We start from the raw sequence: 25,324 nt of genomic DNA on the forward strand, positions 1-25,324 counted from the left end.
GCCGCCCTCGCCGCGTTGCTCGGCATTGTCGTCGGGCGATACTGGGACAATCGAAACGAGGCAAGCCGGTGGCATCGCGATCAGCGAGTCCGGATCTATGAAGAGTTCATCGGCGCCTACTACGCCTCCCGTGAGGCGTACCGCAAGCTGGCGTTGCTGGAGGTCGACACACCGGAGGCGGAAGAAGCCTTCGCGCAGGCACTGGACCTGGCCGTGGACTTCAACCGGTCGGTGGTCGCCGTGTGGTTCCACGGCACAGCGGACGTCGCCACCGCCGCGCACCAAGTCGATGTGAAGGTCAACGAGTTGACCGTCCTGGCGCGGGAGCGCAAGTACTCGTGGGAGGACTGGCGCGTCGCACGGGCAGGCGCCGAACACGCGGCCGAGCAGTTCACCGAGGTCGTCCGCCGCGAACTCGGCCTGCCCGACCTTCCCATCACCCTTTGTTACCCGCCACACGTTCCGACCACTGCCCGCTGACTTCAGCCGATGAGGGCCGTCCCTCGCCGTGCGGCGCGGGACGGCCCTCATCCTCCCCCTCGACAGGTCAGCTGATGCGGTCGATCACCTCTTTGGCCGCGTCGACCGGGATGCTGAACCCGATGCCGACACTGCCCGCGGCCCCGTCCGGGCTCGACACCGGCGAGTAGATCGCCGAGTTGATGCCGATCACCCGGCCCGCGGTGTCGAACAGCGGTCCCCCGGAGTTGCCCTGGTTGATCGACGCGTCGGTCTGGATCGCCTTGTACGACACCCCGCGCGATCCCCGGCCGGACGGGATGGTCACGTCCCTGTCGAGCGCGCTGACGATGCCGGTGGTCACGGTCCCCTGCAATCCGGCGGGCGAGCCGATGGCGATGACCTCGTCACCCACCCGCACCTGGGAAGAGTCGCCCAGTTCGGCCGGGGTGAGCCCAGTGACGCCCTCGGCCTGGACGACCGCGAGGTCGGTGGCGGCGTCGGTTCCCACGACCTCGGCGGCGGCGGTCTTGCCGTCCGAGAAGACGATCTGGATCTCGCGGGCGCCCTGGACGACGTGGTTGTTGGTCAGAATGCGGCCGTCCGAGGACAAGACCACCCCGGAGCCGACACCTTCGGCGGTGGCCGTGCGCACATTGACCTGCACGACACTCGGCAGCGCCTTGGCCGCGATCGCGCTCACATCGGTCGGCGTGTTCGCCGAGGCCGGGGCGGCGGACGCACTCCGCGCGCCCACGGTGGTCGAGCCGTCCGACCCGAGCGCCGCGCCCGCCGCGCCACCGACCAGCCCCGCGCCGAGCACGGACGCGGCCACCAGCGCGACCAGCCCGCGCCGGGACTTGCGCCGCGGCGGCGGATAGGGCGGATAGGGGACTTGGTGCTGCTGTGGAGGGGGGTAGGAGTTCATGCCTCAAGAGTGCGACGTGACTTTGAGAGCCACCTGTGAGCCAACCTCGGATAGACCAAGAATCGGGTAATGAGTTCCTGAGCACGGCTCCGGCGAGTTATCCACAGGCAAGATCATTTTTGCCTGGATTGTCGGCCTGGCCCGATAGACTGGAGCAGGGCTCGGCCCCCAGGGTGGGCGGGGTTTTGTTGTGGGCCGGGGGGCGTCAGCGTCGGGCACTCGTGTGGGGCGGCATGGTCCCGGTGTCGAGACCGGAACAGCCCCGCGTGCGCGGGGAAGACCACTTGCCGCGTCACCGACGCCGCGCCGAGGTCGGAACACCCCCGCGTGTGCAGGGAAGACAAGTGGCAGGACGACGACATCGTCGCCCCGATCGGAACACCCCCGCGTGTGCGGGGAAGACGTGGGGCTGAGCCGGGGCGACAAGGTGGCGCCGGGAACACCCCCGCGTGCGCGGGGACGACGCGATCTCGGTGTAGCCGTTCGTGTCGCGCACCGGAACACCCCCGCATGCGCGGGGGACGAATTACCGCTTGGCCGATCCGGACGGGTGGCAGCCGGGAACACCCCCGCATGCGCGGGACGACACTTGTTGACCTGCGGGTTCACGAATCGGAACGGTGTTTTTCCTTCACTTCTGTCGAGCTTAGGGCTTGGGGGTGATCGGTCGAGGTTCGGGTTGGGGTGGCGGCAGCTTGGCAAGGTGGCCGGGTTTGGCGAGGTGCTGACCTGCGGGTTTGTGAGTTATCCACAGGCTGGCCGCCACGACCTGCCGGGAGTTGGTGATCCCGGATAAGTTGTCCAGTGTGACCAGTGAGACCCCCACCAGCGAGACCTCGTTCCTGCGCCTACAGGCCAGGACGCAGCGCTTCACCCTCGGCACGCCGAGGGAATTCCGGATCGCCCCGGATGGCAGTCATTTGCTGTTCGTGCGCTCTGCCTCCGGGGAGGACCGGACGCATGTGCTGTGGCAGCAGGACCTTGCCTCCGGGCAGGAGACGCGGCTGGGCGATCCTGCGGTGCTGCTCGGCGGGGCGGAGGAGCTTTCCGAGCAGGAGCGGGCGCGGCGGGAGCGGGCCCGGGAGCAGGGCGCTGGCGTGGTGGGCAACGCGACCGATGGCGCTGTGCGGGTGGCGGCGTTCGCGTTGTCGGGGCGGTTGTTCGTGGCCGACGCGCTGACGGGGGAGTCGCGTGAGGTGGCGACGGCGACGCCGGTTGTCGATCCGCGGCCTGATCCGACCGGCACGTTGGTCGCCTATGTGGCGGGCGACGCGTTGCGGGTGGTCGGGGTGGACGGCTCGGGGGACCGGGTGCTGGCCGAGCCGGACGGGGAAGACCGGGCTTGCGGGCTGGCCGAGTTCATCGCCGCCGAGGAGATGGGGCGCACGCGGGGGTACTGGTGGTCGCCGGACGGCGACCGGCTGCTGGTCGCGTTCACCGACCGGCGTGACGTGCAGCGCTGGCACATCGCCGACCCGGCCAACCCGGCCGCCGCGCCCACCACGATCGCCTACCCGGCCGCGGGCACGCCGAATGTGAAGGTCAGCCTGGCCGTGGTGGGGCTCGACGGCGGGCGGGTCGATCTGGACTGGGACGGGGTCGACCTGCCGTACCTGGTCACCGCGCACTGGTCCGGCAACGGCAGGCCGCTGATCGCCGTGCAGTCGCGCGACCAGCGCACGGTGGAGATTCGCGCGTTCGACCCGGACACCGGGGCCACCGAGGTCCTGCACACCGAGACCGACGACACCTGGGTCGAGATCGCGCCCGGCGTGCCCGCGTGGACCACCGATGGCAGGCTGGTCCGGATCACCGCGCGTGACGGGGCCAACCGGCTCGTCGTCGGCCACGCCGAGGTCAGCGGCGACCTCCAGGTCCGCTCGGTGCTCGACGTGGGCGACGACGTGCTGTTCACCGCGTCGGCCGACGACCCGACGCAGGTCCACGTGTACGTCGCGGACGACGACGGGGTCCACCAAGTGTCCACTGTGGATGGTGTGCACTCGGCGACCCGGGGCGGCGACATCACGGTGCTGACGTCGTGGTCGCTGGACTGGGCCGGTCCGAAGGTCGCGGTGCTGCGCGGCGACGAGCAGGTCGGCGAGGTGCGGAGCCTGGCCGTGGAGCCGCCGCTGACCCCGGACGTGCGGCTGCTCTCGGTGGGGGAGCGGGGCCTGCGGGCCGCGCTGCTCTACCCGCGCGGACACGTGCCGGGCAGCGGGAAGCTGCCCGTGCTCCTCGACCCGTACGGCGGCCCGCACGCCCAGCGCGTGCTGTCCACCCGCAACGCCTACCTGCTCCCGCAGTGGCTCGCCGACCAGGGCTTCGCCGTCCTCATCGCCGATGGCCGGGGCACCCCGGGGCGCGGGCCGGACTGGGAACGCGAGATCGCGTTCGACCCCGCCGGGGTGACCCTCGCCGACCAGGTGGACGCCCTGCACGCGGTCGCCGCCGAGCACCCCGACCTCGACCTGGACCGGGTCGCCATCCGCGGCTGGTCCTACGGCGGCTATCTGGCCGCCCTGGCCGTGCTGCGCGCCCCCGAGGTGTTCCACGCCGCCATCGCGGGCGCGCCGGTCACCGACTGGCGCCTCTACGACACGCACTACAGCGAGCGCTATCTCGGCCATCCCGACGAGCGCCCGGAGGTCTACGACCGCAACTCGCTCATCGACGACGCGCCGAAGCTCGACCGGCCGCTGCTGATCATCCATGGCCTGGCCGACGACAACGTCGTGGTCGCCCACTCGCTGCGGCTGTCCAGCGCGCTGACGGCGGCGGGCCGCCCGCACGCCCTGCTGCCGCTGCCCGGCGTGACCCACATGACGCCGCAAACCGACGACGTGGCCGAGAACTTCATGCTGCTCCAGACGCGCTGGCTCAAGTCCGCGCTCGGTATGACGGAGCCGTGAGCGCGGTGCGCTGGGCGGGGCGATTCCCCGCAGGCAGGGCGATTCCGCCCAGCAGGCCAGTTGTGAAACGCGCTTCGGGTTCACGGTCCGCGCGCGGGTAGGGTCGCCGAAGCAGAGATCAGGGAGGTCGCATGTCAAGCCAGGGTGTGTCCAGGTGGGGCATCACATTGCCGCTGACCGGGGTTCCCCTGGCCGCGCACCGGGAGCTGGTTCGGGAGTTGCCCGATCTCGGCTACACCGACGTGTGGACGGCCGAGACCGCGGGCACGGACGCGTTCACCCCGCTCGCCCTGGTCGCCGAGTGGGCGCCGACGCTGCGGCTGGGCACGGCGATCGTGCCGGTGTTCACCCGTGGGCCCGGCCTGCTGGCGATGAGCGCGGCGACGATCGCCGAACTCGCGCCGGGGCGGTTCGCGCTGGGCATCGGGACGTCCTCGCCCGCGATCGTGGAAGGGTGGAACGGCGGCGAGTTCACCGAGCCGGTCAAACGGACCCGGGACACGCTGCGGTTCCTGCGCGCCGCGCTGGCCGGGGAGAAGGTGAGCGAGACCTACGACACCTTCGCGGTGTCCAAGTTCCGGCTGGAGCGCCCGCCCTCGGCCCCGCCGGAGATCATGCTCGCCGCGCTGCGCCCCGGGATGCTGCGGCTGGCCGCGCGCGAGGCGGACGGGGCGATCACCAACTGGCTCGGCGCGTCCGACGTGCCCAAGGTGCGCGCCGAGATCGGCGCGGACGCCGAGCTGGTCGCCCGGATCTTCGTCTGCCCCACCGAGGACGCGGAGGCCGCGCGGGGGCTGGGCAGGCTGTTGATCAGCAGTTATCTCACCGTGCCGGTCTACGCGGCCTTCCACGACTGGCTCGGCCGCGGCGACCTGCTGCGCCCGATGCACGAGGCGTGGGCGGCGGGCGACCGGCGGGCCGCGAACGCGGCCATCCCGGACGACGTCGTGGACGACCTGATCATCCACGGCTCCCCGGACGCCTGCCGTGAGCGGATACAGTCCTATGTGGACGCCGGGCTCACCACCCCGGCGATCGCGGTTCTCCCCACCGGCGCGGACCCCGCCGACCTGGTCCGTGCCCTGGCGCCGAAGCGGTAGGCCCAGCAAGATCCCCAGGGTGTCACCCGGTGGGGGCGGGCGACCGAGGACGCCTATCCTCGACAGGTAAGGCAACCCTAAGAAAGGCTGGGAATGACGTTTTCGCAGAGCGCCGCGCAGGACGCGCCCATGCGGGTTGCCGCGCTGGGCGGGGACCCGGGGCCCGCGGCGCTCGCCGGCGCCAACGCCGTGCGCGAGCTGGTGTCCATCGCGCTCGACGCGCTGGTCGAAGGCGTCCGGGCGCGGGGCGGGCCGGTGCCTGCGGGCGGTCCCGCCGCGGTCGGGGAAGCGGTCGCGCGACTGGACCCGTGGGCGTCGGCCGGAGTCGGCGCGGAGACCGCGATCACCGAACTCAGCACCGTCCTCGCCGCCGGGTCGGCCGACCCGGTCGACCCGTGGTGCGCCGCGCACCTGCACTGCCCGCCGCTGGCCGTCGCCGCCGCGGCGGACCTGGTCGCGAGCGTGCTCAACCCGTCGATGGACTCCTGGGACCAGGCGCCCGCGGCCAGCGCCATCGAGCAGGGGCTCACCGAAGGACTCGCCCGGCTCTGCTACCCGAACGCGGAACGGCCCGACGCGCTGGTGACCACCGGCGGCACCGAGTCCAACCTGTCCGGTCTGCTGCTCGCCCGCCAGGCCGCCGCCGCGCGCGGCCCAGTCGTGCCGGTCTGCGGGCGCAACTCGCACCACAGCGTCGCCCGCGCCGCGTGGGTCCTCGGGCTGCCCGCGCCCATCCCGGTCGACTGCGTCGGCGACCGGATGAATCCCGTCGCGCTGGCCGAAGTCCTGTCCGGGCTCGCCGCGCCCGCCGTCGTCGTGGCCACCGCGGGCACCACCAACAGCGGCGCCATCGACCCGCTGGAAGAGATCGCCGACCTCGCCCGCGCGGTCGGCGCGTGGTTGCACGTCGACGCGGCCTACGGCGGCGCCCTCCTGCTCAGCGACCGGAGCCCGAGCCCGCTCGCCGGGCTCGACCGCGCCGACTCCATCGCCCTCGACCTGCACAAACTGGGCTGGCAGCCGATCGCGGCCGGGGTACTCGCCTGCCGGGACGCGGAGCTGCTGCGGGTCCTGGACGTCCGCGCCGACTACCTCAACGCCGACGACGACACCGAAGCGGGCCTGCCCGACCTGCTCGGCCGCTCGCTGCGCACCTCGCGCAGACCGGACGCGTTCAAGATCGCCGTCACCGTCCGCGCGCTCGGCCGCGCGGGTCTTGGCGAGCTGGTCGACCGCTGCCGCGACACCGCCGCCCGGGTCGCGAGCGCGGTCACCGCCCACCCCGACCTGCGGCTGTGGGCGGAGCCGACGCTCTCGACCGTGCTTCTGCGCCCGCTGGCCGCCGACGAACTGGAGGCCGAACTCGGTCCCGACGCTGGCGACGCGCTCGTCGCGGCCGTGCGGCGCGGCCTGCTGGACGACGGCGCCGCGGTGCTCGGCCGGGCGACCCTGGCCCCGTTCAGCGAAGAGGGCTGGGACGGCCGGGACCGCCTGTGGCTCAAGCTGACCCTCCTGCACCCGCACGCCCAGGAGAGCGACTACCTGCCGCTGCTGGACCTGATCGCTTCGCGCGCGCGGCAAGAACTGGCGGCGCGGTGAGCGTCCCGTTAGACCTCGTCGGCGTCGGCATCGGCCCGTTCAACCTCTCGCTCGCGGCGCTCGCGTCGTCGGTCGAGGGGCTGCGCGCGCGGTTCTACGAACGCAGGCCGGAGTTCCGCTGGCATCCCGGACTGCTGATCGACGGCGCGAACCTCCAAGTCCCGTTCCTCGCCGACCTGGTCTCGCTGGTCGAGCCCACGCACCCGCTGTCGTTCCTCAACTATCTGCGCGAGCGCGGCAGGCTGTTTCCGTTCTACTTCGCCGAGCGCTTCCACATCCCGCGCGCGGAGTACGACGACTACTGCCGCTGGGCCAGCGAACGGCTGCCGTCGTGCCGGTTCGGCCACGACGTCAAGGAAGTGCGCTGGTCGGCCGAGCACGGCGCGTTCGAGGTGGACGTGCTGCCCTCGGGAACCGTGCTCAGCCGCGCCGTGGTGTTCGGCGTCGGCACCGAGCCGGTGCTGCCGGAACCGTTGCGGGGCTTGCCGAATGTGCTGCACTCCGCGGATTACCTTGGCGCGCGGGATGATCTGCTGGCGTTGCCGGACGTCACCGTCGTGGGCTCCGGGCAGTCCGGCGCTGAGGTGTTCTTGGATCTGTTGCGCCGCAAGGAAAGCGGGCTGCGGTGGATCGCGCGGACGCCCGCGTTCGCGCCGATGGAGTACTCGAAACTCGGGCTTGAGCAGTTCACCCCCGACTACACCCGGTTCTTCCACGGCCTGCCCGAGGCGACCCGCGACGCGCTGGTGCCCGCGCAATGGCAGCTCTACAAGGGAATCAGCGCGGACACGATCAGCGCGATCCACGACGAGCTTTACCAGCGGACCATCGGCGGCGGCTGGCCGGACGTGACCCTCACCCCCGGCGTGACCGTGGTCGCGGCCGAGCGGGCGGGAAGCGGTGTCGAGCTGACCGTCCGGCATGAGCAGCAGGGCGCGACCGCGACGCTGCGCACCGACGCGGTGGTCTGCGCGACCGGTTACGTCGAGCGCGACCTCGACGTCCTGCTCGGCCCGCTGGCCGGGGAGCGGGACGGGTCCGGGCGGGTCGTGGTCGACGCGGACTTCCGGGTCCGGCTGCGGCCGGAGATCACCGGGCCGGTGTTCGTCCAGAACGCCGAGCGGCACACCCACGGCGTGGGCGCGCCGGATCTGGGGCTGGCGGCGTGGCGGGCGGCGACGATCCTCAACGCGGTGTGCGGCCGGGCGGTCCACCCGCTCGCCGAGCGCACCGCGTTCACCACGTTCGGGTTGGCGGAGCAGGGACGGAGGGCGACGTGACGGCTGCGTGGCGGGACGCGGGTGCGCTGGTGGTGCACAAGATGCTGGGCGAGCTGAGCTACGAGGGCCTGCTGCGGCCAGAGCCGGACGGCGTTGATTCGACGGACGGATACCGGCCGTGGCGGCTGGAGCTGGTCGGCGGCGCGGTGTACCGGTTCGCGGCGCGGCGCGGGGCGTTCGAGTCGTGGGCGGTGCGCGCGGGCACGGCGACCCGCGACGGCGAGCCCGCCGACGACCCGCGCACGCTGGTGGTCGACGCGCGCAAAGAGCTTGGGCTGACGGGATTGCGCCTGGCCGACGTGCTGGCCGAGCTGACCGCGACGGTGGCCAACGAGGCGGCCCGGCTCGCCGACCCGCCGACCGCGGCCGAACTGGTCACTGTGGACTACGACGCGGCGGACGGCTGCCTCACCGGGCATCCCCGCCTGGTGCTGAACAAGGGGCGGGTCGGCTTCTCCGCGAGCGACCGGGCCCGCTACGCGCCGGAGGCGGGCGCCGGGTTCGCGTTGCCGTGGCTGGCCGTGCACCGTGACTACGCGCAGTTCCGTTGTGTGGCAACGCTTTCCGAGGAACGGCTGCTCACAGAGGAACTGGGGGCGACCAAGGTCGCCGAGTTCCGGTCGCATCTGTCTGATCCGGACAGCTATGTGCTGATGCCGGTGCACCCGTGGCAGCTCGATGAGATCGTCGGCACCCTCTACGCCGCGGAACTCGCCAAGGGCACGGTGGTTCCGGTCGGCTACAGCACCGACCGGTACCGTCCACATCAGACAGTGCGGACGCTGGCCAACGCCTCGCACCCGACGCGGTTCGACGTGAAGACCGCGGTGTCGGTGCGCAACACGCTGGTCTACCGCGGCCTGGCTTCCGCGGCGACGCTGGCCGCGCCGGAGGTCACCACGTGGCTGCGCGCGGTGCACGAGGACGACGAGTTGCTGCGCGACCGGTACCGGTTCGACCTGCTTGGCGAGGTCGCCAGCGTGTCCGTGCGGCATCCGCTGTTCGGCGCGATCGAGGAATTGCCGTACCGGTTCCACGAGACGTTGGGCGCGTTGTGGCGGGAGCCGATCCGCACCCGGGTCATGCCCGAGGAGCGGGCGATCTCCTTCGCCGCGCTGCCCTATCGCGGCCCGGATGGGGAGTCGGTGATCGCCCGGCTGATCCGCGGGTCTGAAATGGACACCGAGGACTGGTTGCGCCGCACACTGGATCTGCTGCTCACGCCGCTGCTGCACTGGCTGCTCGCGCACGGTGTCGGGTTCTGCCCGCACGGCCAGAACCTCATCCTGGTCACCGACACCCGCGGCGTCCCGCACCGGGTGGCGATCAAGGACTTCGCCCAGGGCGTCGACCTGCTGGACGAGCCGGTCGCCGCCTACGACCTGCTCGGCCCGGCGGCGAAGGCGGACATGCTGCGCTGGCCCGCGCACCTGCTCGCGCAGTCGCTGTTCAGTTCCGTGTTCGCCGGGCAGCTCCGCTTCCTGGCCGAGATCCTGCAAGACGAACTCGACTACCCGCGCCCCCGCCTGTGGGCCCTGGTCCGCGAGATCGTCGCCGCCTACCGCGACACCCACCCCGAGACCGCGGCCCGTTTCGACGCCTGCCGCCTCTTCGCCCCAGACGTCGAACGCGTCTGCCTCAACCGCGAACACCTAGCAGGCCAAGGCTTCGACAAAATAGACCGCGACGACGAGTTCGACGTCCGCTTCGGCCGCGCAGCCAACCCCCTGGCAGGCCCCGACCCGGACGGCGCCTGGTGACCACGCGAAACTCGGGCCTGCCGGGCGGAATCGGTGACTGCGGCCCGGCCAGCTCGGGAGCCTTCGCTGCCCCGGTGCGGGTGGTGGGCGGGTTGTCCTGGGCGGGTGGTGTCGGGTGACCGCGTCGGGCTTTGGGGTGTCGGGCGGGTCGGTTACCGCTGTCCGGTTGGCTTTGGCGCTTTCGCTGCCCCCGCGCGGATGGCTACCGAGTTCGTCCTGGGCGGGTGGTGTTCGGTGACCGCGTTGAACTTTGGGCTGGCAGGCGGGGCCTGCGACCGCCGCCCGGTTGGCTTGGGTGCTTTCGCTGTCCCGGTGCGGGTGGTCGGAGGGTTGTCTGGGGCGGGTGGTGTTGGGTGATCGCGTCGTGCTTTGGGGTGTTGGGCGGAACCGGCCGGCGCCCGGTTGGCTTGGGCGGGGTCGCTGTCCCCGCGCGGGTGGTTGGCGGGTTGTTTGGGGCGGGTGGTGTTGGGTGACTGCGTCGAGCTTTGGGGTGTCGGGCGGGATTGACCACCGGCGTCCGGTTGGGGCGCGCACTCTTGCTGCTCGTGCGCAGGCGGCTACGGCGTTGTCGGGGGCGTTGCGCGCAGCGGTCGCGGCGGGCAGTGTGCGGCGGGTGGTGTGTCTGGTGCCTGATCCGCACGCTCGGTTCGCTGCGGTGGAGTTGGGTGCGGAGTTCTTTGTGGACACTGTGCTCTCGTCTGGGTACGGGCTTTGCTCCTATGTGTTCGGCTGGAATCCGGAGCGGGAGGCGGTCAACGCGCCTGCGGTGGACCAGTTTCTTGGTGGCTACGGCGATCTGCGGATGCGTCCGGACCTGGCCACCTTGGTGCCGTCGCCGGCCGACGCCGCGACTTGGCTGGTGGTCTGCGATGTCGAGTGGCCGGATGGCCGGCCGGTTCCGGAGGCGCCGCGGACCACTCTGCGTGACCAGCTCGTGGCGGCGGAGAAAGTTGGGTTGGTGCCGTCGGTGGGGGTGGAGCATGAGGTGACCTTCACCAGCCCGGACGGCGTGCCGCTCACCACTTCCGGGCTGGACTACGCCGTGGGCGGCCTGTCGCCGTTGACCGCTGTGCTCGACCAGGTGAACCGCGCCGTGGACAGCCTGGGGCTGGGGATGGAGTCGGCCCGCGGGGAATGCCACCCGGGTCAGTACGAGATCGTGCTGCGTCACCGCGACGCCCTGGCCGCCTGCGACGACGCCATGTTGCACCAACTCGCCGTTCGTCAGGCCGCCGCGGCGGCGGGGGTGCGTGCGGGGTACCTCGCGGCCGAGAAGTCGGGGGCGGGCAGTTCCTGTCACATCCACCTGTCCTTGGCCGACCCCGCGGGCCTGCCGCTGGTCGCGGGCGCGCAGCCGACCGAGCCGTCCACCCTGTTTGGCCACTTCCTTGCGGGCGTTCTGCGCGCCGCCCCTGACCTGACCGCGTTCTGGGCCCCAACCTGGAACTCCTACGTCCGCCTGCGCACCGCCCCGTTCTCGCCGCGCACACTGCGCTGGGCCACCGACGACCGCACCGCCGCGGTGCGCCTCGCGGGACACGGCCCCTCCCTGCGGATGGAAGCCCGGTTCGCCGGTGCGGACGCCCAGCCGCACCTGGTCGTCGCCGCCCTGCTGGCCGCGGGTCTCTCCGGCATCGATGAGCGCCTTCCGCTGCCCGCAGAAGGCAGGCTGGTCGGCGATCTCGCCAGGACCCCGTGGGAAGCGCTGCACCGCCTGACCACATCGAAGCTGGCCGTGCCGCTGCTCGGCGAGGCCGTTGTCGAACACCGCGCCGCCATGCTCGGCGAGGAACTCGACACCGCCCTGGACACCGTCACCCCCTGGCACCGCACCCGGGGCGACCTGCGGGCCTGAGCGCGGGCACTAGCGCACCCGGAACCGGAGCCGGGTGCGGGCGTGGTCGACCTCGGGCGGGTGCTGGTCGGTGCGGGTCACCGGGCCGATGGCCGCGCTGGCGACGGTCTTCGGCCAGAAGCGCAGCGCCGGGGCGTTGGTGTGGTCGATGGACAGCGTCCACTCGCCCGGGTGCCGGGAGAAGAGTCGCCGCGCGGCGTGGTGGCCGACGCCGGAGCGGCGGTGGGTGCGGGCGATGAAGAACTCGGCGACATTCCAGCAGCCCGGGTCGACGTCGCCGCGGGCCATGGCGAAGCCAGCGAGGGTGTTCGCGACGGTGATGAGGTAGGCCGCGCGGGCGGGTTCGGTGAAGTAGCTGTCGAGGTAGTGGTAGGCGAACGTGCCGTGCGGTGTCAGCGTGGCGGGCCGGATCTCGGCGAAGTCGTGCAGGTAGAGCTGCACCAGGTTCGCGAGGACTGGCTTGTCCGGTTCGCGCACGGGTACCAGATCGACGGTCACTAGGGGGAGTCTGGCAGACCCAAAAACAATCAAGCACGAATGCTTGAAAAGTTGCGCGGCCCGTGCGACGGTTGAGGCGTGATCGACCTGACAGCGCTGCTCGCCGATCTGCGGGCCGAAGGCGGCGAGTTGGATTCGTGGGTGGCTGATCTTCCCGACGCGGGGTGGGCGATGCCGACGCCCGCGGCGGGGTGGACGGTGGCGCATCAGATCGCGCATTTGGCGTGGACGGATGAGCGGGCGTTGTTGGCGGTGACCGACGCCGAGGGGTTTCAGGCGGAGTTGGCGCAGGCGCTGGCTTCGGGGAATCCGCAGCGGTTCGTGGACGAGGGGGCTGCCGAAGGGGCGGCGTTGCCGCCCGGGGATTTGCTCGCGCGGTGGCGGCGGTCGCGGGACGGGCTGGCGGCGGCGCTGGCCGAGGTTCCGGCGGAGGTGAAGTTGCCCTGGTACGGGCCGCCGATGAGCGCGGTGTCCATGGCGACGGCCAGGCTGATGGAGACCTGGGCGCACGCGGGGGACGTCGCGGCGGCGCTGGGGGTGGCGCGGGTGGCGACGGGGCGGCTTCGGCATGTGGCGCATCTGGGGGTGCGCACGCGGGACTTCGCTTTCCTGGTCAACGGTAAGACGCCGCCGGTCGAGCCGTTCCGGGTCGAGTTGACCGGGCCGGATGGGGGCTTGTGGACGTGGGGGCCCTCGGACGCCGGGCAGCGGGTCTCCGGTCCGGCGCTGGACTTCTGTCTACTGGTCACTCAGCGGATTCACCGGGCCGACACCGGACTGGTGGCCGAAGGCTCCGACGCGGAGGAGTGGCTGGGCATCGCGCAAGCGTTTGCCGGGCCGCCTGGCGGCGGGCGGGAGCGGGCATGAGCCGCATCGGAGAGGTCGCTGGCTGCTGTGGTGGCAGGCGCGGAAGTGCGCGGTGGTCGGTGGGGGACCTGATTCGCTCTGAGGGCGTCGCTGGTTGGTGTGCTGAGTGGCGTGTTGTGTGGGGTGGGCCGGTTGGTCGGCGGTGGTGGGCGTGATTCGCGCCAGGGACCTCGTTGGTTGGTGTGGTGGTGGGCGTGATGTGTGTGGTGGGTGGGTTGGTGGGTTGTGGTGGGCGTGATTCGCGCCGGGGGCGTTGCTGGTTGGTGTGCTGACTGGCGCGGAAGTGTGCGGTCGGCGGTGGTGGACGTGATTCACGCCGGGGACGTTGCTGGTTGGTGTGGTGGTGGGCGTGATGTGTGTGGTGGGTGGGTTGGTTGGCGGTGGTGGGCGTGATTTGTGCCGGGGTGGTCGTTGGTTGGTGTGGTGGCAGGCGCGGAAGTGTGCGGTGGGCGGTGGTGGATGTGATTCGCGCTGGGGGTGTTGTTGGTTGGTGTGCTGACCGGCGCGAGGTGGGTGGCGGGTGGGCGGCGTGATTCGTATTGGGAACGCTTCCGGGTTCTATGGGGATCGGCTCAGTGCTGTGCGCGAGATGCTGACCGGTGGGGATCTCGATGTGCTGACCGGTGACTATCTCGCTGAGTTGACCATGCTCATTCTTGGGCGCCAGCGGTTCAAGGACCCGGGCGGCGGTTATGCCAAGACGTTCCTGCGTCAGTTGGAGGACACGTTGGGGGTGGCGGTCGACAAGGGGGTCAAGATCGTCGCCAATGCGGGTGGGCTTAATCCGGCCGGGCTCGCCGACGCGGTGCGGGGGCTTGCGGGGCGGTTGGGGCTGGAGGTGCGGGTGGCGCATGTCGAGGGGGACGATCTGCTGCCGCTTGGGTTTGATGGGGCGCTCACGGCCAACGCTTACCTTGGGGCGTGGGGGATCGCTGAGTGCCTGAAAGCTGGGGCCGACGTTGTGGTGACGGGGCGGGTCACCGATGCCTCGTTGGTGGTCGGGCCCGCCGCGGCGCACTTCGGGTGGGGGGCGACGGAGTATGACGCGCTCGCGGGGGCGACCGTGGCGGGGCACGTCATCGAGTGTGGGACGCAGGCGACGGGGGGCAACTTCGCCTTTTTCACCGAGATCGCCGACCTTGGCCACCCGGGGTCCCCGATCGCGGAAATCCACTCGGACGGGTCCGCGGTGATCACCAAGCACCCGGGCACCGGCGGCGCGGTGACGCGGGAAACTGTGACGGCGCAACTGCTCTACGAGATCCAAGGCCCCGACTACCTGGGGCCGGACGTCACGACCCGGCTCGACACGATCACCCTCGCCGACGACGGGGCCGACCGGGTGCGGATCAGCGGGGTGCGCGGTGGGTCGCCGCCGGAGACGGTCAAGGTATGCGTCAACACCCTGGCGGGCTTCCGGAACAGCGCGACGTTCGTCCTCTGTGGACTTGACATCGAGGCTAAGGCGACGCTTGCCCGTCGCCAGCTCGAAGCCGCGATCGGCGCGGACGGTCTCACGTGGACACTGGCGCGCACTGACCACGAGGACGCCGACACCGAAGAAGCGGCCAGCGCGCTGCTGCACGCCACGGTCAAGACCACCGATCCGGCGCGGGCCAAGGCTTTCTCCCGGGCCACCGTGGAACTCGCGCTCGGCAGCTACCCCGGGTTCACCCTCACCGCGCCGCCCGCGGACGGCACGCCGGTGGGCGTCTACCGGCCGGAATACGTCGAACGGTCGGCCGTCGAGCACGTCGCCGTGCTGCCGGACGGTGAGCGCCGAATCATCCCCTGGCCGCCCGCGGCTCCGGTGCCGCCCCGGTGGGTCGAGGTGACAGCGCGGCAGGACTTCGGGCCGGTGCGGTGGGCTCCGCTCGGCGCGGTGCTCGGCGCCCGGTCCGGGGACAAGGGCGGCGACGCGAACCTGGGCGTCTGGGCGCGCCGCCCGGAAGCGTTTGACTGGCTGATAAGCGAAATCACCGTCGAGCGACTGCGCGAGCTGCTGCCGGAAACCCGAGACCTCGACATCGAGCGGCACCCGCTGCCGAACCTGGGCGCGGTCAACTTCATCGTGCGCGGCCTGCTCGGCCTGGGTGTCGCGGCGGCGACCCGGTTCGACCCGCAGGCCAAGGCGCTGGGCGAATGGCTGCGCGCCCGGCACGCCCACATCCCGGAGGTCTTCCTGTGAGCCCGTTCGACACCCCCGAGCGCCGCGCGCTGCGCGAAACCGTGCGCGCGTTCATGGCCGCGGAAGTCCTGCCGCACCTGGACGACTGGGAGCGCGCGGGCGAGCTGCCGCGCTCGCTGCACCGCTCCGCCGCCGCGCTCGGTCTGCTCGGCGTCGGCTTCCCCGAAGCGGTCGGCGGCGGGGGCGGCGATCTGATCGACGCGATGGTCGTGGTGGAGGAAATGCATTACGTCGGTGCGTCCGGCGGGCTGATCGCGTCCCTGATGACCTGCGGCATCGCGGTTCCGCACCTGGCCGCCGCCGGTGACCCCGCGCAGATCGACCGGTGGGTGCGCCCGACCCTGGCGGGCGAGCTGATCGGCGCGCTGGCGATCACCGAGCCGGACGGCGGGTCGGACGTCGCGGGCCTGCGCGCCACGGCCAAGCGCGACGGTGACGAGTTCGTTGTCAACGGCGCCAAGACGTTCATCACCTCGGGCGTGCGGGCGGACTACGTCACCACGGCGGTGCGGACCGGGGACGCGGGCGCGCACGGGATTTCCCTGCTGGTCATCGAGAAGGGCATGCCCGGGTTCACGGTGACCCGGCGGCTGGAGAAGATGGGCTGGCACTGCTCCGACACCGCCGAACTCTCCTTTGTGGACTGCCGAGTGCCGGTGGCGAACCTGGTGGGGCAGGAGAACACCGGGTTCGTCCAGATCACGATGAACTTCGTCGCCGAGCGGCTGACGCTGGCCGTGCAGGCGTACGCGGCGGCGCAGCGCGCGCTGGACCTGACCCTGGCGTGGTGCAGACTGCGGGAGACCTTTGGGCGTCCGCTGATCTCCCGGCAGTCGGTGCAGACGACGCTGACCGAGATGGCCCGCAAGATCGACGTCGCCCGCGCCTACACCCGCGACGTCGCCGTGCGGCACCTCGCGGGCGAGGACGTCATCGCCCAGGTGTGCTTCGCCAAGAACACCGCCGTCGAGGCGGGCGAATGGGTGGCGCACCAGGCGGTGCAGTTGCACGGCGGCATCGGGTACATGCGGGAGTCCGAAGTGGAGCGACATTACCGGGACATGCGCATCCTCGGCATCGGCGGCGGCACGAACGAGATCATGACCGGCCTCGCCGCCAAGCGATTGGGGTACACCTCATGACAGTTATTCGGTCTACTGTGGACGCGGGCAGCCCCGACTTCCAAGCCAATCGCGACGCCATGCTGGACAAGCTCGCCGAGCTGGACGCCGAGCACGCCAAGGCGGTGGCGGGCGGCGGCGAGAAGTACGTCAACAGGCACCGCGATCGGGGCAAACTGCTGGCCCGCGAACGGGTCGAGCTGTTGCTCGACCCGGACTCGCCGTTCCTTGAGCTGTCCCCGCTGACCGCGTGGGGCACCGACTACCAGGTCGGCGGCAGCCTGGTCACCGGCATCGGCGTCGTGGAAGGCGTCGAGTGCCTGGTGAACGCCAGCGACCCCACGGTCAAGGGCGGGGCGATCAACCCGTGGGGCATGAAGAAGGGCTTCCGCGCCGCCGACATCGCCGCGCAGAACCGGCTGCCGACCATCAACCTGGTCGAGTCGGGCGGCGCGGATCTGCCGACGCAGAAGGAAATCTTCATCCCGGGCGGGCGCACGTTCCGCGACCTCACCCGGGCCTCGGCTGCGGGCGTGCCCACGGTCGCGGTCGTCTTCGGCAACTCCACGGCGGGCGGCGCCTACTTGCCGGGCATGTCCGACCACGTGGTGATGGTCAAGGAACGCGCGAAGGTCTTCCTTGGCGGGCCGCCGCTGGTGAAGATGGCGACCGGTGAGGAGTCCGACGACGAATCCCTTGGCGGCGCGGAGATGCACGCCCGGGTGTCCGGCCTGGCCGACTATCTCGCCGTGGACGAGCGGGACGCGATCCGGCTCGGCAGGCGCGTCGTGGCGCGGCTGAACTGGAAGAAGCAGGGGCCAGCGCCGCAAGCCGACTACGCCGAGCCGGAGCACGACCCAGAAGACCTGCTCGGCATCGTGCCCAGCGACCTCAAGGTCCCGTTCGACCCGCGCGAGGTCATTGCCCGCGTGGTGGACGGCTCCGACTTCGATGAGTTCAAGCCGCTCTACGGCAGCAGTCTGGTCACCGGCTGGGCGCAGATCCACGGCTACCCGGTCGGCATCCTCGCCAACGCGCGCGGCGTGCTGTTCAGCGAGGAGTCGCAGAAGGCCACCCAGTTCATCCAGCTCGCCAACCAGACGAACACACCTCTGCTGTTCCTGCACAACACCACCGGCTACATGGTGGGCAAGGAGTACGAGCAGGGCGGCATCATCAAGCACGGCGCGATGATGATCAACGCGGTGTCCAACTCGACGGTCCCGCACATCTCGGTGCTCATGGGCGCCTCCTACGGCGCGGGCCACTACGGCATGTGCGGGCGCGCCTACGACCCGCGCTTCCTGTTCGCCTGGCCCAGCGCGAAATCCGCGGTCATGGGCCCGGCCCAGCTCGCCGGGGTGCTCTCGATCGTCATGCGCCAGGGCGCGGAAAGCCGGGGGCAGGTCTACAACGAGGAGCACGACGCCGCGATGCGCGCGATGGTCGAGGGCCAGATCGAGGCCGAGTCGCTGCCGATGTTCCTGTCCGGCATGGTCTACGACGACGGCATCATCGACCCGCGCGACACCCGCACGGTGCTCGGCATCTCCTTGTCCGCCATCCACAGTGGACCGATCGAGGGCGCCAAGGGCTTCGGCGTCTTCCGGATGTGAGTGACATGAGCCAGATTCCCCAGATGGACCAGATCGGGAGCGTGCTGGTCGCCAACCGCGGCGAGATCGCGCGGCGGGTGTTTCGCACGGCCCGCGACCTCGGTTTGGCCACAGTGGCGGTGTTCTCCGACGCGGACGCGGACTCCCCGCACGTGCGTGAGGCCGACACCGCCGTCCGGCTGCCCGGAAACACCCCCGGTGAGACGTACTTGCGGCCGGACCTGCTGATCCGCGCCGCGCTCGACGCGGGCGCCGACGCCATCCACCCCGGTTACGGCTTCCTGTCGGAGAACGCGGATTTCGCCCGCGCGGTGATCGATGCCGGGCTCACCTGGATCGGCCCGCCCGCCGAGGCGATCGAGCGGATGGGCTCCAAGATCGAGTCCAAGCGGCTGATGGCCGACGCTGGCGTGCCCGTTCTGTCTCAAGTAGACGAGGTGACCGAGGCTGATCTCCCGGTCCTGGTCAAGGCTTCGGCAGGCGGCGGCGGGCGCGGGATGCGCGTCGTGCGCGGGCTCGAAGACCTGGAAGGCGAGTTGGCGGCGGCGCGGTCGGAGGCGGCGTCGGCGTTCGGCGACCCGACCGTGTTCTGCGAGCCGTACCTGGAGACCGGGCGGCACATCGAGGTGCAGGTCATGGCCGACCGGCACGGCACGGTCTGGGCGGTCGGCGAGCGGGAGTGCTCGATCCAGCGCAGGCACCAGAAAGTCGTGGAAGAGGCGCCGTCGCCGCTGGTGGAGCGGACGGAAGGGATGCGGGAGCGGCTGTTCGACGCGGCCCGCACGGCCGCCGCCGCGATCGGCTACGAAGGCGCGGGCACGGTGGAGTTCCTGGCCGACGAGTCGGGCCGGTTCTACTTCCTGGAGATGAACACCCGCCTGCAAGTCGAGCACCCGGTCACCGAGTGCGTCACGGGACTGGATTTGGTGCGGTGGCAGCTTGCGGTGGCCGAGGGCGCCGCGCTGCCCGCTGAGCCGCCCGCAAGCCGGGGGCACGCTATCGAGGTCCGCCTCTACGCTGAGGACCCCGCGCACGACTGGCGCCCGCAAAGCGGCACGCTGCACCGGTTCGAGGTTCCCGGCGTCACGGCTGCCTTCGCCTGCGAAGGCGATTCGGGGCTGCGGCTGGATTCCGGCGTCGAGTCGGGCTCGGTCGTCGGCGTGCACTACGACCCGATGCTGGCCAAGGTCATCGCCTGGGCGCCCGAGCGCGCCACCGCCGCCCGCGCGCTGGCGGGCGCGCTGACCCGGGCCCGAATCCACGGCGTCCGCACCAACCGCGACCTGCTCGTCCGCGTGCTGCGGCACCCCGCCTTCCTCGCGGGCGACACCGACACCGCGTTCTTCGACCGCCACGGCCTGCCCGTGCTCGCGGAACCCTTGGTGGACAAGGAGGCCGAGGCGCTGTCCGCGTTGGCCGCCGCCTTGGCCGACGCGGAGGCGAACCGGGCGGCGGCGCGGGTGCTCGGCCGCATTCCTGGCGGCTGGCGCAATGTCGTGTCGCAGCCGCAGGTGAAGACGTTCGGCGACCACGAGATCCGCTACCGGGTCAGCCGGGCGGGCCTGGTCGCCGAGGGCTTCGATGGGGTGCGGCTGGTGTCGGCTGACCCGGGTGAGGTGCGGCTGGAAGTCGGCGGGGTGCTGCGCCGCTTCGCGGTGTCCCGCTATCCCGGAGTGTCCTGTGTGGACTCGGCGTTCGGCGCGGTGGAGCTGGCCGTCGCCGAGCGGTTCCCCGACCCGGCCGCGCAGGTGGCGGCGGGCTCGCTGTTGGCACCGATGCCCGGCACGGTCGTGCGGATCGCGGTCGCGGCGGGGGAGCGGGTGACGGCGGGCCAGGCGCTGCTGTGGCTGGAGGCCATGAAGATGGAGCACCGCGTCGATGCGCCCGTCGACGGCGTGGTCGCGGAGTTGCCGGTCGCCGCCGGGGACCAGGTGGACGTGGGTCGAGTGCTCGCCGTCGTGCGGGCCGAGGAGGAGTCGTGAGCTTTACCGAGTCCGACGAGCGTCAGGCGCTGCGCAAGGCCGTGGCCGAACTGGGCCGCAAGTATGGCCACGAGTACACGCTCAAGGCCGCGAAGTCCGGCGGCCACACCACCGAGCTGTGGGATGAGGCGGGCAGGCTCGGCTACCTCGGCGTCAACGTCCCGGAGGAGTTCGGCGGCGGCGGGGGCGGCATCGGGGACCTCGCCGCGGTCTGCGAGGAACTGGGCGCGGCGGGCACGGGCCTGCTGCAGATGGTCGTCTCGCCCGCGATCTGCGCCACGATCATCGCCCGCTACGGCACCGACGAGCAGAAGCGGCGCTGGCTGCCCGGGTTCGCCGACGGCACGGTCCGGATGGCGTTCGCCATCACCGAGCCGGACGCCGGGTCCAACGCGCACCGCCTCACCACCACGGCCAGCCGGGACGGCGACACCTGGGTTCTCAACGGCCGCAAGGTTTTCATCTCCTGCGTGGACGAGTCGCAGGCGGTGCTGGTGGTCAGCCGCACCGAGGACGCCAAGACCGGCAAGCTCAAGCCCGCGTTGTTCATCGTCCCCACCGACGCCCCCGGGTTCACTTACCAGCGCATCGAAATGGACATCGTCTCGGCGGACTACCAGTTTTCCCTGTTCATCGATGACGTGCGGCTGCCCGCCGACGCGCTCGTGGGCTCCGAGGACGCCGCGCTCATGCAGCTGTTCGCAGGCCTGAACCCGGAGCGCATCCTCGCCGCGTCGTTCGCGGTGGGCATGGGCCGGTTCGCGCTGGAGAAGGCCGTCGACTACGCCAAGACCCGCACGGTGTGGAAGGAGCCGATCGGCGCGCACCAGGCCGTGGCGCACCCGCTGGCGCAGGCCAAGATCGAGCTGGAGCTGGCCAAGCTGATGACGCAGAAGGCCGCCGCGCTCTATGACGGCGGCGACGACATGGCCGCGGGCGAGGCGGCGAACATGGCGAAGTACGCGGCGGGCGAGGCCGTGGTGAAGGCGGTCGACGCGGCGGTGCAGACGCATGGCGGCAACGGTCTGGCGAGCGAGTACGGTCTCGGTGCCCTCGTCGCGGCGTCCCGGCTGACCCGGATCGCCCCGGTGAGCCGGGAGATGATTCTGAACTTCGTGGCCCAGTTCAGCCTGGGGCTGCCCAAGTCGTACTAAGAGGTGAGAGCGCGGTGAGTGAGGCCGTTCGGGAGCCCCGTCAGGACCGCAGCCGGGCCACTCGGGCCCGGCTGCTGGCGGCGGCGGTCGACTGCCTCGCCGACGTCGGCTGGTCGGGCAGCACGGTCTCCGTGGTCGCCGAGCGCGCGGGGGTGTCCCGGGGCGCGGCGCAGCACCACTTCCCGACCCGGGAAGACCTGTTCACCGCCGCCATCGAGTACGTCACCGAGGAGCGGCTGGCGCACATGCGCGACGGCCTGCCGAACCTGCCGCCGGGCCGCGACCGCATCGAGTGCGTCGTGCGGGCCATCGGCGAGATGTACTCCAGCAAGCTGTTCCGGGCCGCGCTGCACCTGTGGGTCGCCGCGTCGTCGGACGACCAGTTGCGCGCCCAGGTCGTCCCGCTGGAGGCGCAGCTCGGCCGCGAGGCGCACCGGCTCACCGTCGCGGCGCTCGGCGTCGATGAGACCCGCCCCGGCGTGCGGGAGTTGGTGCAGGCGACCCTGGACATGGCCCGCGGCCTGGGCCTGGCCAACCTGCTCACCGACGACGGCAAGCGTCGCCGCCGGGTCCTGGACCAGTGGGCCGTCACCCTGGCCGCGATCGTGGACGACGGCTGAAGTTGGCATGGCATTCCACAAAGTGGAAAGCGCAGTGTGACGGTCCGGAGCGTGCCACCATCAGGGGGTAACGACGACAGCGATGGCGCTCCGGAGGTGTGATGTCCATCGAAGCCGTGCTTGCCGAGGCGCGTTCGCGGATCGACCGCGTCGATCCGGTCAAGGCCTACCGGCTGCAACGGGAGGGTGCCCTCATGGTGGACATCCGCCCGTACTACAACCGGCTGGCCGAGGGCGAGATCCTGGGCGCGCTACCGGTCGAGCGGATAGTGCTGGAATGGCGGCTCGACCCGAAGTGCCCGGACCGCATCAAGGAGATCACCGAGGACAGCGTGGTCATCGTGTACTGCAACGAGGGCTACGCGTCCAGCCTCGCCGTGCGCGACCTGCGCGACCTGGGCCTGCGCAACGCGATCGACCTGATCGGGGGATTTCGCGCCTGGGACGCCGAGGGGCTCCCGGTCGCCGACGGCGGGCTGCCCGGCATCACCTGACCGGGTGGGTGTGTCAGAATCCGCCGGTGTCTGACCTGCGGGAGCAGAACGGCCGGACGGGCGCCCAGGCGATCGAGCGCGCGTTGGCGGTGCTGCGGTGCTTCGAGACCGGCGAGGTCACCAAGGGCGTCAGCGAGATCGCCCGGCTTACCGGCTTGTCGGTAAGCACCACGCACCGGCTTACCCGCGCGCTGACAGACGGCGGCCTGCTCATGCGGGCGCCCCGGGGCGACCGCTACCAGCTCGGCCCCGAGCTGCTCGTGCTGGGGATGCGGGCCGCCGAACAGCTTGGCTACGACCAGGTGCTGCCGGTGTTGCAGGAGCTGGCCGCCGCTACCGGCGAGTCGGTCAACCTCGGCATCCGCGCGGGCCGGGACGTGCAGGTGGTGCTCGACGTGGCCTCCAGCCAGCCGCTGCGGTTCGACCAGGCGCGCGGCACCCGGGTGCCGCTGCACACCTCGGCCATGGGCAAGTGCCTGCTCGCGGGCGACGACGACCTGCCCGCGACCATCGCGCACCTCGGCGACCTCGCGCGCCTCACCCAGAACACCATCACCTCGCCCGATGAGCTGCACGCCGAACTCCGGGCGGTCCGCGAGCGCGGGTGGGCGCTCAACGACGAGGAACGCGTGCCGGGTGTCCGCGCTGTCGCGGTGCCGGTGCGGGATTCCGGTGAGCGGGTCTTGGCGGCGATCGCGGTGCAAGGGCCTACCGTGCGGCTGACCGAAGACCGCTTCGAGCAAGTGGTCGAACTATCTACGCTTACCGCCGCCAAGATTGCGCCCTTGTTACAGAACCGTTGAATCGCTCTTATTCCACAGTGGACTTACCGTGGTAAGAGTCCACGGAGTGGACGCCTGACCGTCGCGGCCCGAGTGTGCCTAACGTCGAAGAGAGAGACGCGACAGCGGGCTGCCGGGGAGGGTCGTCATGGCCGCAGAAACACGGTCCCTCGCGGTGATCGGCGCGGGTCCGTCCGGCATCGGGCTTCTCGAACGGCTCTCGGCCAATGCCGCCGAGTTTTCCGGTGAACTAGTAGTGCACCTGATCGACCCGTATCCGGCGGGCCCTGGGCGGGTGTGGCGGCACGATCAGTCCCCGTTGCTGTGGATGAACTCCATGCCCGAGGACGTCACCATGTTCACCGACGAGTCGGTGACCAGCGACGGCCCCATCCGGCCCGGCCCCTCGCTGGCCGAGTGGGCCGCGTCGCCGGAGGCGTTGGCGACCGCCGACGAGGCGCTGCGCGCTGAGTTGCGCCTGGTCACCCCGACGTCGTTTCCGACCCGCAGGCTGCAAAGCGCTTATCTGGACTGGGTTTTCCGGCATGTGGTGGCTGGCCTGCCGCCGTCCGTGCTGCTGCGGGTGCACGACGTGCCCGCGCTCGACGTCACCGACACCGAGGGCGGCAGGCAGGCGGTGTGGCTCGCGGGCCGCGCCGAGCCGCTGGTGGTCGACCGGGTCGTGCTCGCCCTGGGGCACCTCGACACCACGCCGGACCGGGGACAGGACGTGCTCGCGGAGTTCGCCGTGGCCAACGGATTGCGCTATGTGCCGCCCGGTTACACCGCCGATCTCGACCTTTCCGCGCTCGCACCGGGCGAAGACGTGCTCGTGCGCGGCTTCGGCCTGGCGTTCATCGACCTCATGGTCCTACTCACCGAGGGCCGCGGCGGCCGGTACGAGACCGGCCCGAGCGGCAGTCTCGCTTACCGGCCGTCCGGTAAGGAGCCGAAATTGATTGTCGGTTCGCGTAGAGGCGTGCCTTACCGCGCCAAACCGGAGTATCCGCTGCGTGGAGAGCGCGCCCAACTGCCGCGCTTCTTCGGGCAAGACGAGATAAGAGACCTGCTTTCGCGTGCCGAGCCGTTGGATTTCCGGCGGGACGTCTGGCCGCTCATGGCCAAGGACATCGGCTGGGGCTACTACACCGAGCTGTTCACCGGCCACCCCGACCGCGTCCGAATGCCCTTCGCCGAGTTCGAGCGCCGGTACGCCGCCGCCGACGACCCCCGGGACCTGGTCGCCGAAGCCGTCCCCGCCGTCGAGGACCGGCTGGACCTCGCCGCGCTGGACCGCCCGCTGCGCGGCCTGGCCTTCGGTGACCGGGCCGCGTTCACCGCGCACCTGCGCGCCCACATTCGCGCCGACCTCGACCGCCGCGCCGACCAGCGGTTCAGCGCGGACCTGGGCGCTTTCCTGGCGATGCTGTCCGCGTTCGGTCAACTCGCCGCCGTCGTGGCCGCGGGTGGCGCCACGGACGAGTTCATCAGCGAGGTGGACGGCTGGTGGTTCGGCTTCTTCAGCTACTACGCCAGCGGTCCGCCCGGTCCCCGCCTGCGGCAACTTCTGGCGCTCTCGGAAGCGGGCGTCGTGGACTTCGCGGGCCCCGACCTGTGGGTGCGCGCCGACACCGACACCGGCCGGTTCGTCGCGGGCAGCCCCGCCCTTCCTGAGCGGGTGACCGCGACCGCGCTGGTGGAGGCCCGGCTGCCGGAACCCGGCGTCGAGCGCGCCACCGACCCGCTCGTCCGGGCGCTGCGCGACCGCGGCGACCTCGTCGCCGAGATCCTGCCGGGCGGGCGCTCCACCGGCCGCATTCAGGTGACCGAAGACCTGCGCCTGGTCGACGCCCAGGGCCGCCCGCACCCCCGCCGCCACGCCGTCGGCCCGCACACCAGCGCCCGCGGCGCCGCCGCGTTCTCCCGCCCGAAGACCAACGCCATCGCCCTGCGCCGCAACGACGCGCTCGCCCGCCACATCCTCGGAGCGTCCCGGTGATCGCCTACCTGCGCGCGCTGTTCGCCCGGCGGGCGCCGGTCAGCGCGGCGAGGTTCGAGGTGGACGCGTCGGCCGCGGCGCACTCGTGCTTGACCTGAGTGGAAAGGCGT

At 71.4% G+C, this 25,324-nt stretch carries 19 protein-coding genes; 17 read left to right on the plus strand and 2 right to left on the minus strand.

What is annotated here, in order from left to right; all coding sequences use genetic code 11:
• Positions 1–15 precede the first annotated feature (15 nt).
• Positions 16–480: a hypothetical protein gene (locus tag ACZ6SD_RS04555; protein ID WP_465315513.1), complete on the plus strand. Its 465-nt coding sequence runs from the start codon at positions 16–18 to the stop codon at positions 478–480.
• 67 nt (positions 481–547) lie between these two features.
• Here the strand turns inward: ACZ6SD_RS04555 and ACZ6SD_RS04560 are convergent, their stop codons facing one another.
• Complete coding sequence (locus ACZ6SD_RS04560; RefSeq protein ID WP_465315514.1) at positions 548–1,387, minus strand: S1C family serine protease; 840 nt, start codon at positions 1,385–1,387, stop codon at positions 548–550.
• 797 nt (positions 1,388–2,184) lie between these two features.
• Between ACZ6SD_RS04560 and ACZ6SD_RS04565 the strand changes: the two genes are divergently transcribed.
• From ACZ6SD_RS04565 to ACZ6SD_RS04590, 6 genes are all read left to right on the plus strand, one after another.
• Positions 2,185–4,299, plus strand: a complete 2,115-nt coding sequence (locus ACZ6SD_RS04565; RefSeq protein ID WP_465315515.1) for a S9 family peptidase — start codon at positions 2,185–2,187, stop codon at positions 4,297–4,299.
• Between the two features lie 146 nt (positions 4,300–4,445).
• Complete coding sequence (locus ACZ6SD_RS04570) at positions 4,446–5,399, plus strand: LLM class F420-dependent oxidoreductase (RefSeq protein WP_465315693.1); 954 nt, start codon at positions 4,446–4,448, stop codon at positions 5,397–5,399.
• 129 nt (positions 5,400–5,528) lie between these two features.
• Positions 5,529–6,998, plus strand: a complete 1,470-nt coding sequence (locus ACZ6SD_RS04575; protein ID WP_465315694.1) for a pyridoxal phosphate-dependent decarboxylase family protein — start codon at positions 5,529–5,531, stop codon at positions 6,996–6,998.
• On the plus strand, positions 6,995–8,278 hold the full coding sequence (locus tag ACZ6SD_RS04580) for a lysine N(6)-hydroxylase/L-ornithine N(5)-oxygenase family protein (protein WP_465315516.1): 1,284 nt from the start codon (positions 6,995–6,997) through the stop codon (positions 8,276–8,278). Before ACZ6SD_RS04575 ends, ACZ6SD_RS04580 begins: the two co-directional genes overlap by 4 nt.
• A gap of 41 nt (positions 8,279–8,319) precedes the next feature.
• Complete coding sequence (locus ACZ6SD_RS04585) at positions 8,320–10,038, plus strand: IucA/IucC family protein (RefSeq protein ID WP_465315695.1); 1,719 nt, start codon at positions 8,320–8,322, stop codon at positions 10,036–10,038.
• Between the two features lie 502 nt (positions 10,039–10,540).
• Positions 10,541–11,893 carry a type I glutamate--ammonia ligase gene (locus tag ACZ6SD_RS04590; RefSeq protein WP_465315696.1) on the plus strand — a complete coding sequence of 451 codons (1,353 nt, stop codon included), beginning with the start codon at positions 10,541–10,543 and terminating at the stop codon, positions 11,891–11,893.
• Positions 11,894–11,902: 9 nt separating this feature from the next.
• Here ACZ6SD_RS04590 and ACZ6SD_RS04595 read toward each other — a convergent pair whose 3' ends face one another.
• Entirely contained in the window at positions 11,903–12,391 is a 489-nt protein-coding gene (locus ACZ6SD_RS04595) for a GNAT family N-acetyltransferase (RefSeq protein WP_465315517.1), read from the minus strand.
• 78 nt (positions 12,392–12,469) lie between these two features.
• Between ACZ6SD_RS04595 and ACZ6SD_RS04600 the strand changes: the two genes are divergently transcribed.
• The 10 genes from ACZ6SD_RS04600 (at position 12,470) to ACZ6SD_RS04645 (ending at position 25,214) form a co-directional block, all read left to right on the plus strand.
• The gene (locus ACZ6SD_RS04600; RefSeq protein WP_465315518.1) at positions 12,470–13,258 is read left to right on the plus strand and encodes a TIGR03084 family metal-binding protein; all 789 of its coding nucleotides are present in this window, start codon (positions 12,470–12,472) and stop codon (positions 13,256–13,258) included.
• 589 nt (positions 13,259–13,847) lie between these two features.
• Entirely contained in the window at positions 13,848–15,446 is a 1,599-nt protein-coding gene (locus ACZ6SD_RS04605; RefSeq protein WP_465315697.1) for an acyclic terpene utilization AtuA family protein, read from the plus strand.
• Positions 15,401–16,588, plus strand: a complete 1,188-nt coding sequence (locus ACZ6SD_RS04610; RefSeq protein WP_465315519.1) for an acyl-CoA dehydrogenase family protein — start codon at positions 15,401–15,403, stop codon at positions 16,586–16,588. Before ACZ6SD_RS04605 ends, ACZ6SD_RS04610 begins: the two co-directional genes overlap by 46 nt.
• On the plus strand, positions 16,585–18,183 hold the full coding sequence (locus tag ACZ6SD_RS04615) for an acyl-CoA carboxylase subunit beta (protein WP_465315520.1): 1,599 nt from the start codon (positions 16,585–16,587) through the stop codon (positions 18,181–18,183). Before ACZ6SD_RS04610 ends, ACZ6SD_RS04615 begins: the two co-directional genes overlap by 4 nt.
• A 5-nt stretch (positions 18,184–18,188) precedes the next feature.
• A complete protein-coding gene (locus tag ACZ6SD_RS04620; RefSeq protein WP_465315521.1) occupies positions 18,189–20,165 on the plus strand; it encodes an acetyl/propionyl/methylcrotonyl-CoA carboxylase subunit alpha in 1,977 nt (658 codons plus the stop codon).
• Entirely contained in the window at positions 20,162–21,319 is a 1,158-nt protein-coding gene (locus tag ACZ6SD_RS04625) for an acyl-CoA dehydrogenase family protein (RefSeq protein WP_465315522.1), read from the plus strand. The genes ACZ6SD_RS04620 and ACZ6SD_RS04625 overlap by 4 nt, the downstream gene beginning before the upstream one ends.
• Positions 21,320–21,333: 14 nt before the next feature.
• Entirely contained in the window at positions 21,334–21,939 is a 606-nt protein-coding gene (locus ACZ6SD_RS04630) for a TetR/AcrR family transcriptional regulator (RefSeq protein ID WP_465315523.1), read from the plus strand.
• Between the two features lie 101 nt (positions 21,940–22,040).
• Positions 22,041–22,433, plus strand: coding sequence for a rhodanese-like domain-containing protein (locus ACZ6SD_RS04635; RefSeq protein WP_465315524.1), 393 nt, complete (start codon positions 22,041–22,043; stop codon positions 22,431–22,433).
• Positions 22,434–22,459: 26 nt separating this feature from the next.
• On the plus strand, positions 22,460–23,236 hold the full coding sequence (locus tag ACZ6SD_RS04640; protein WP_465315525.1) for an IclR family transcriptional regulator: 777 nt from the start codon (positions 22,460–22,462) through the stop codon (positions 23,234–23,236).
• Positions 23,237–23,363: 127 nt separating this feature from the next.
• Positions 23,364–25,214, plus strand: a complete 1,851-nt coding sequence (locus ACZ6SD_RS04645) for an FAD/NAD(P)-binding protein (RefSeq protein WP_465315526.1) — start codon at positions 23,364–23,366, stop codon at positions 25,212–25,214.
• The last annotated feature ends 110 nt before the right edge of the window (positions 25,215–25,324 follow it).

Source organism: Actinokineospora sp. NPDC051303, from assembly GCF_055586285.1.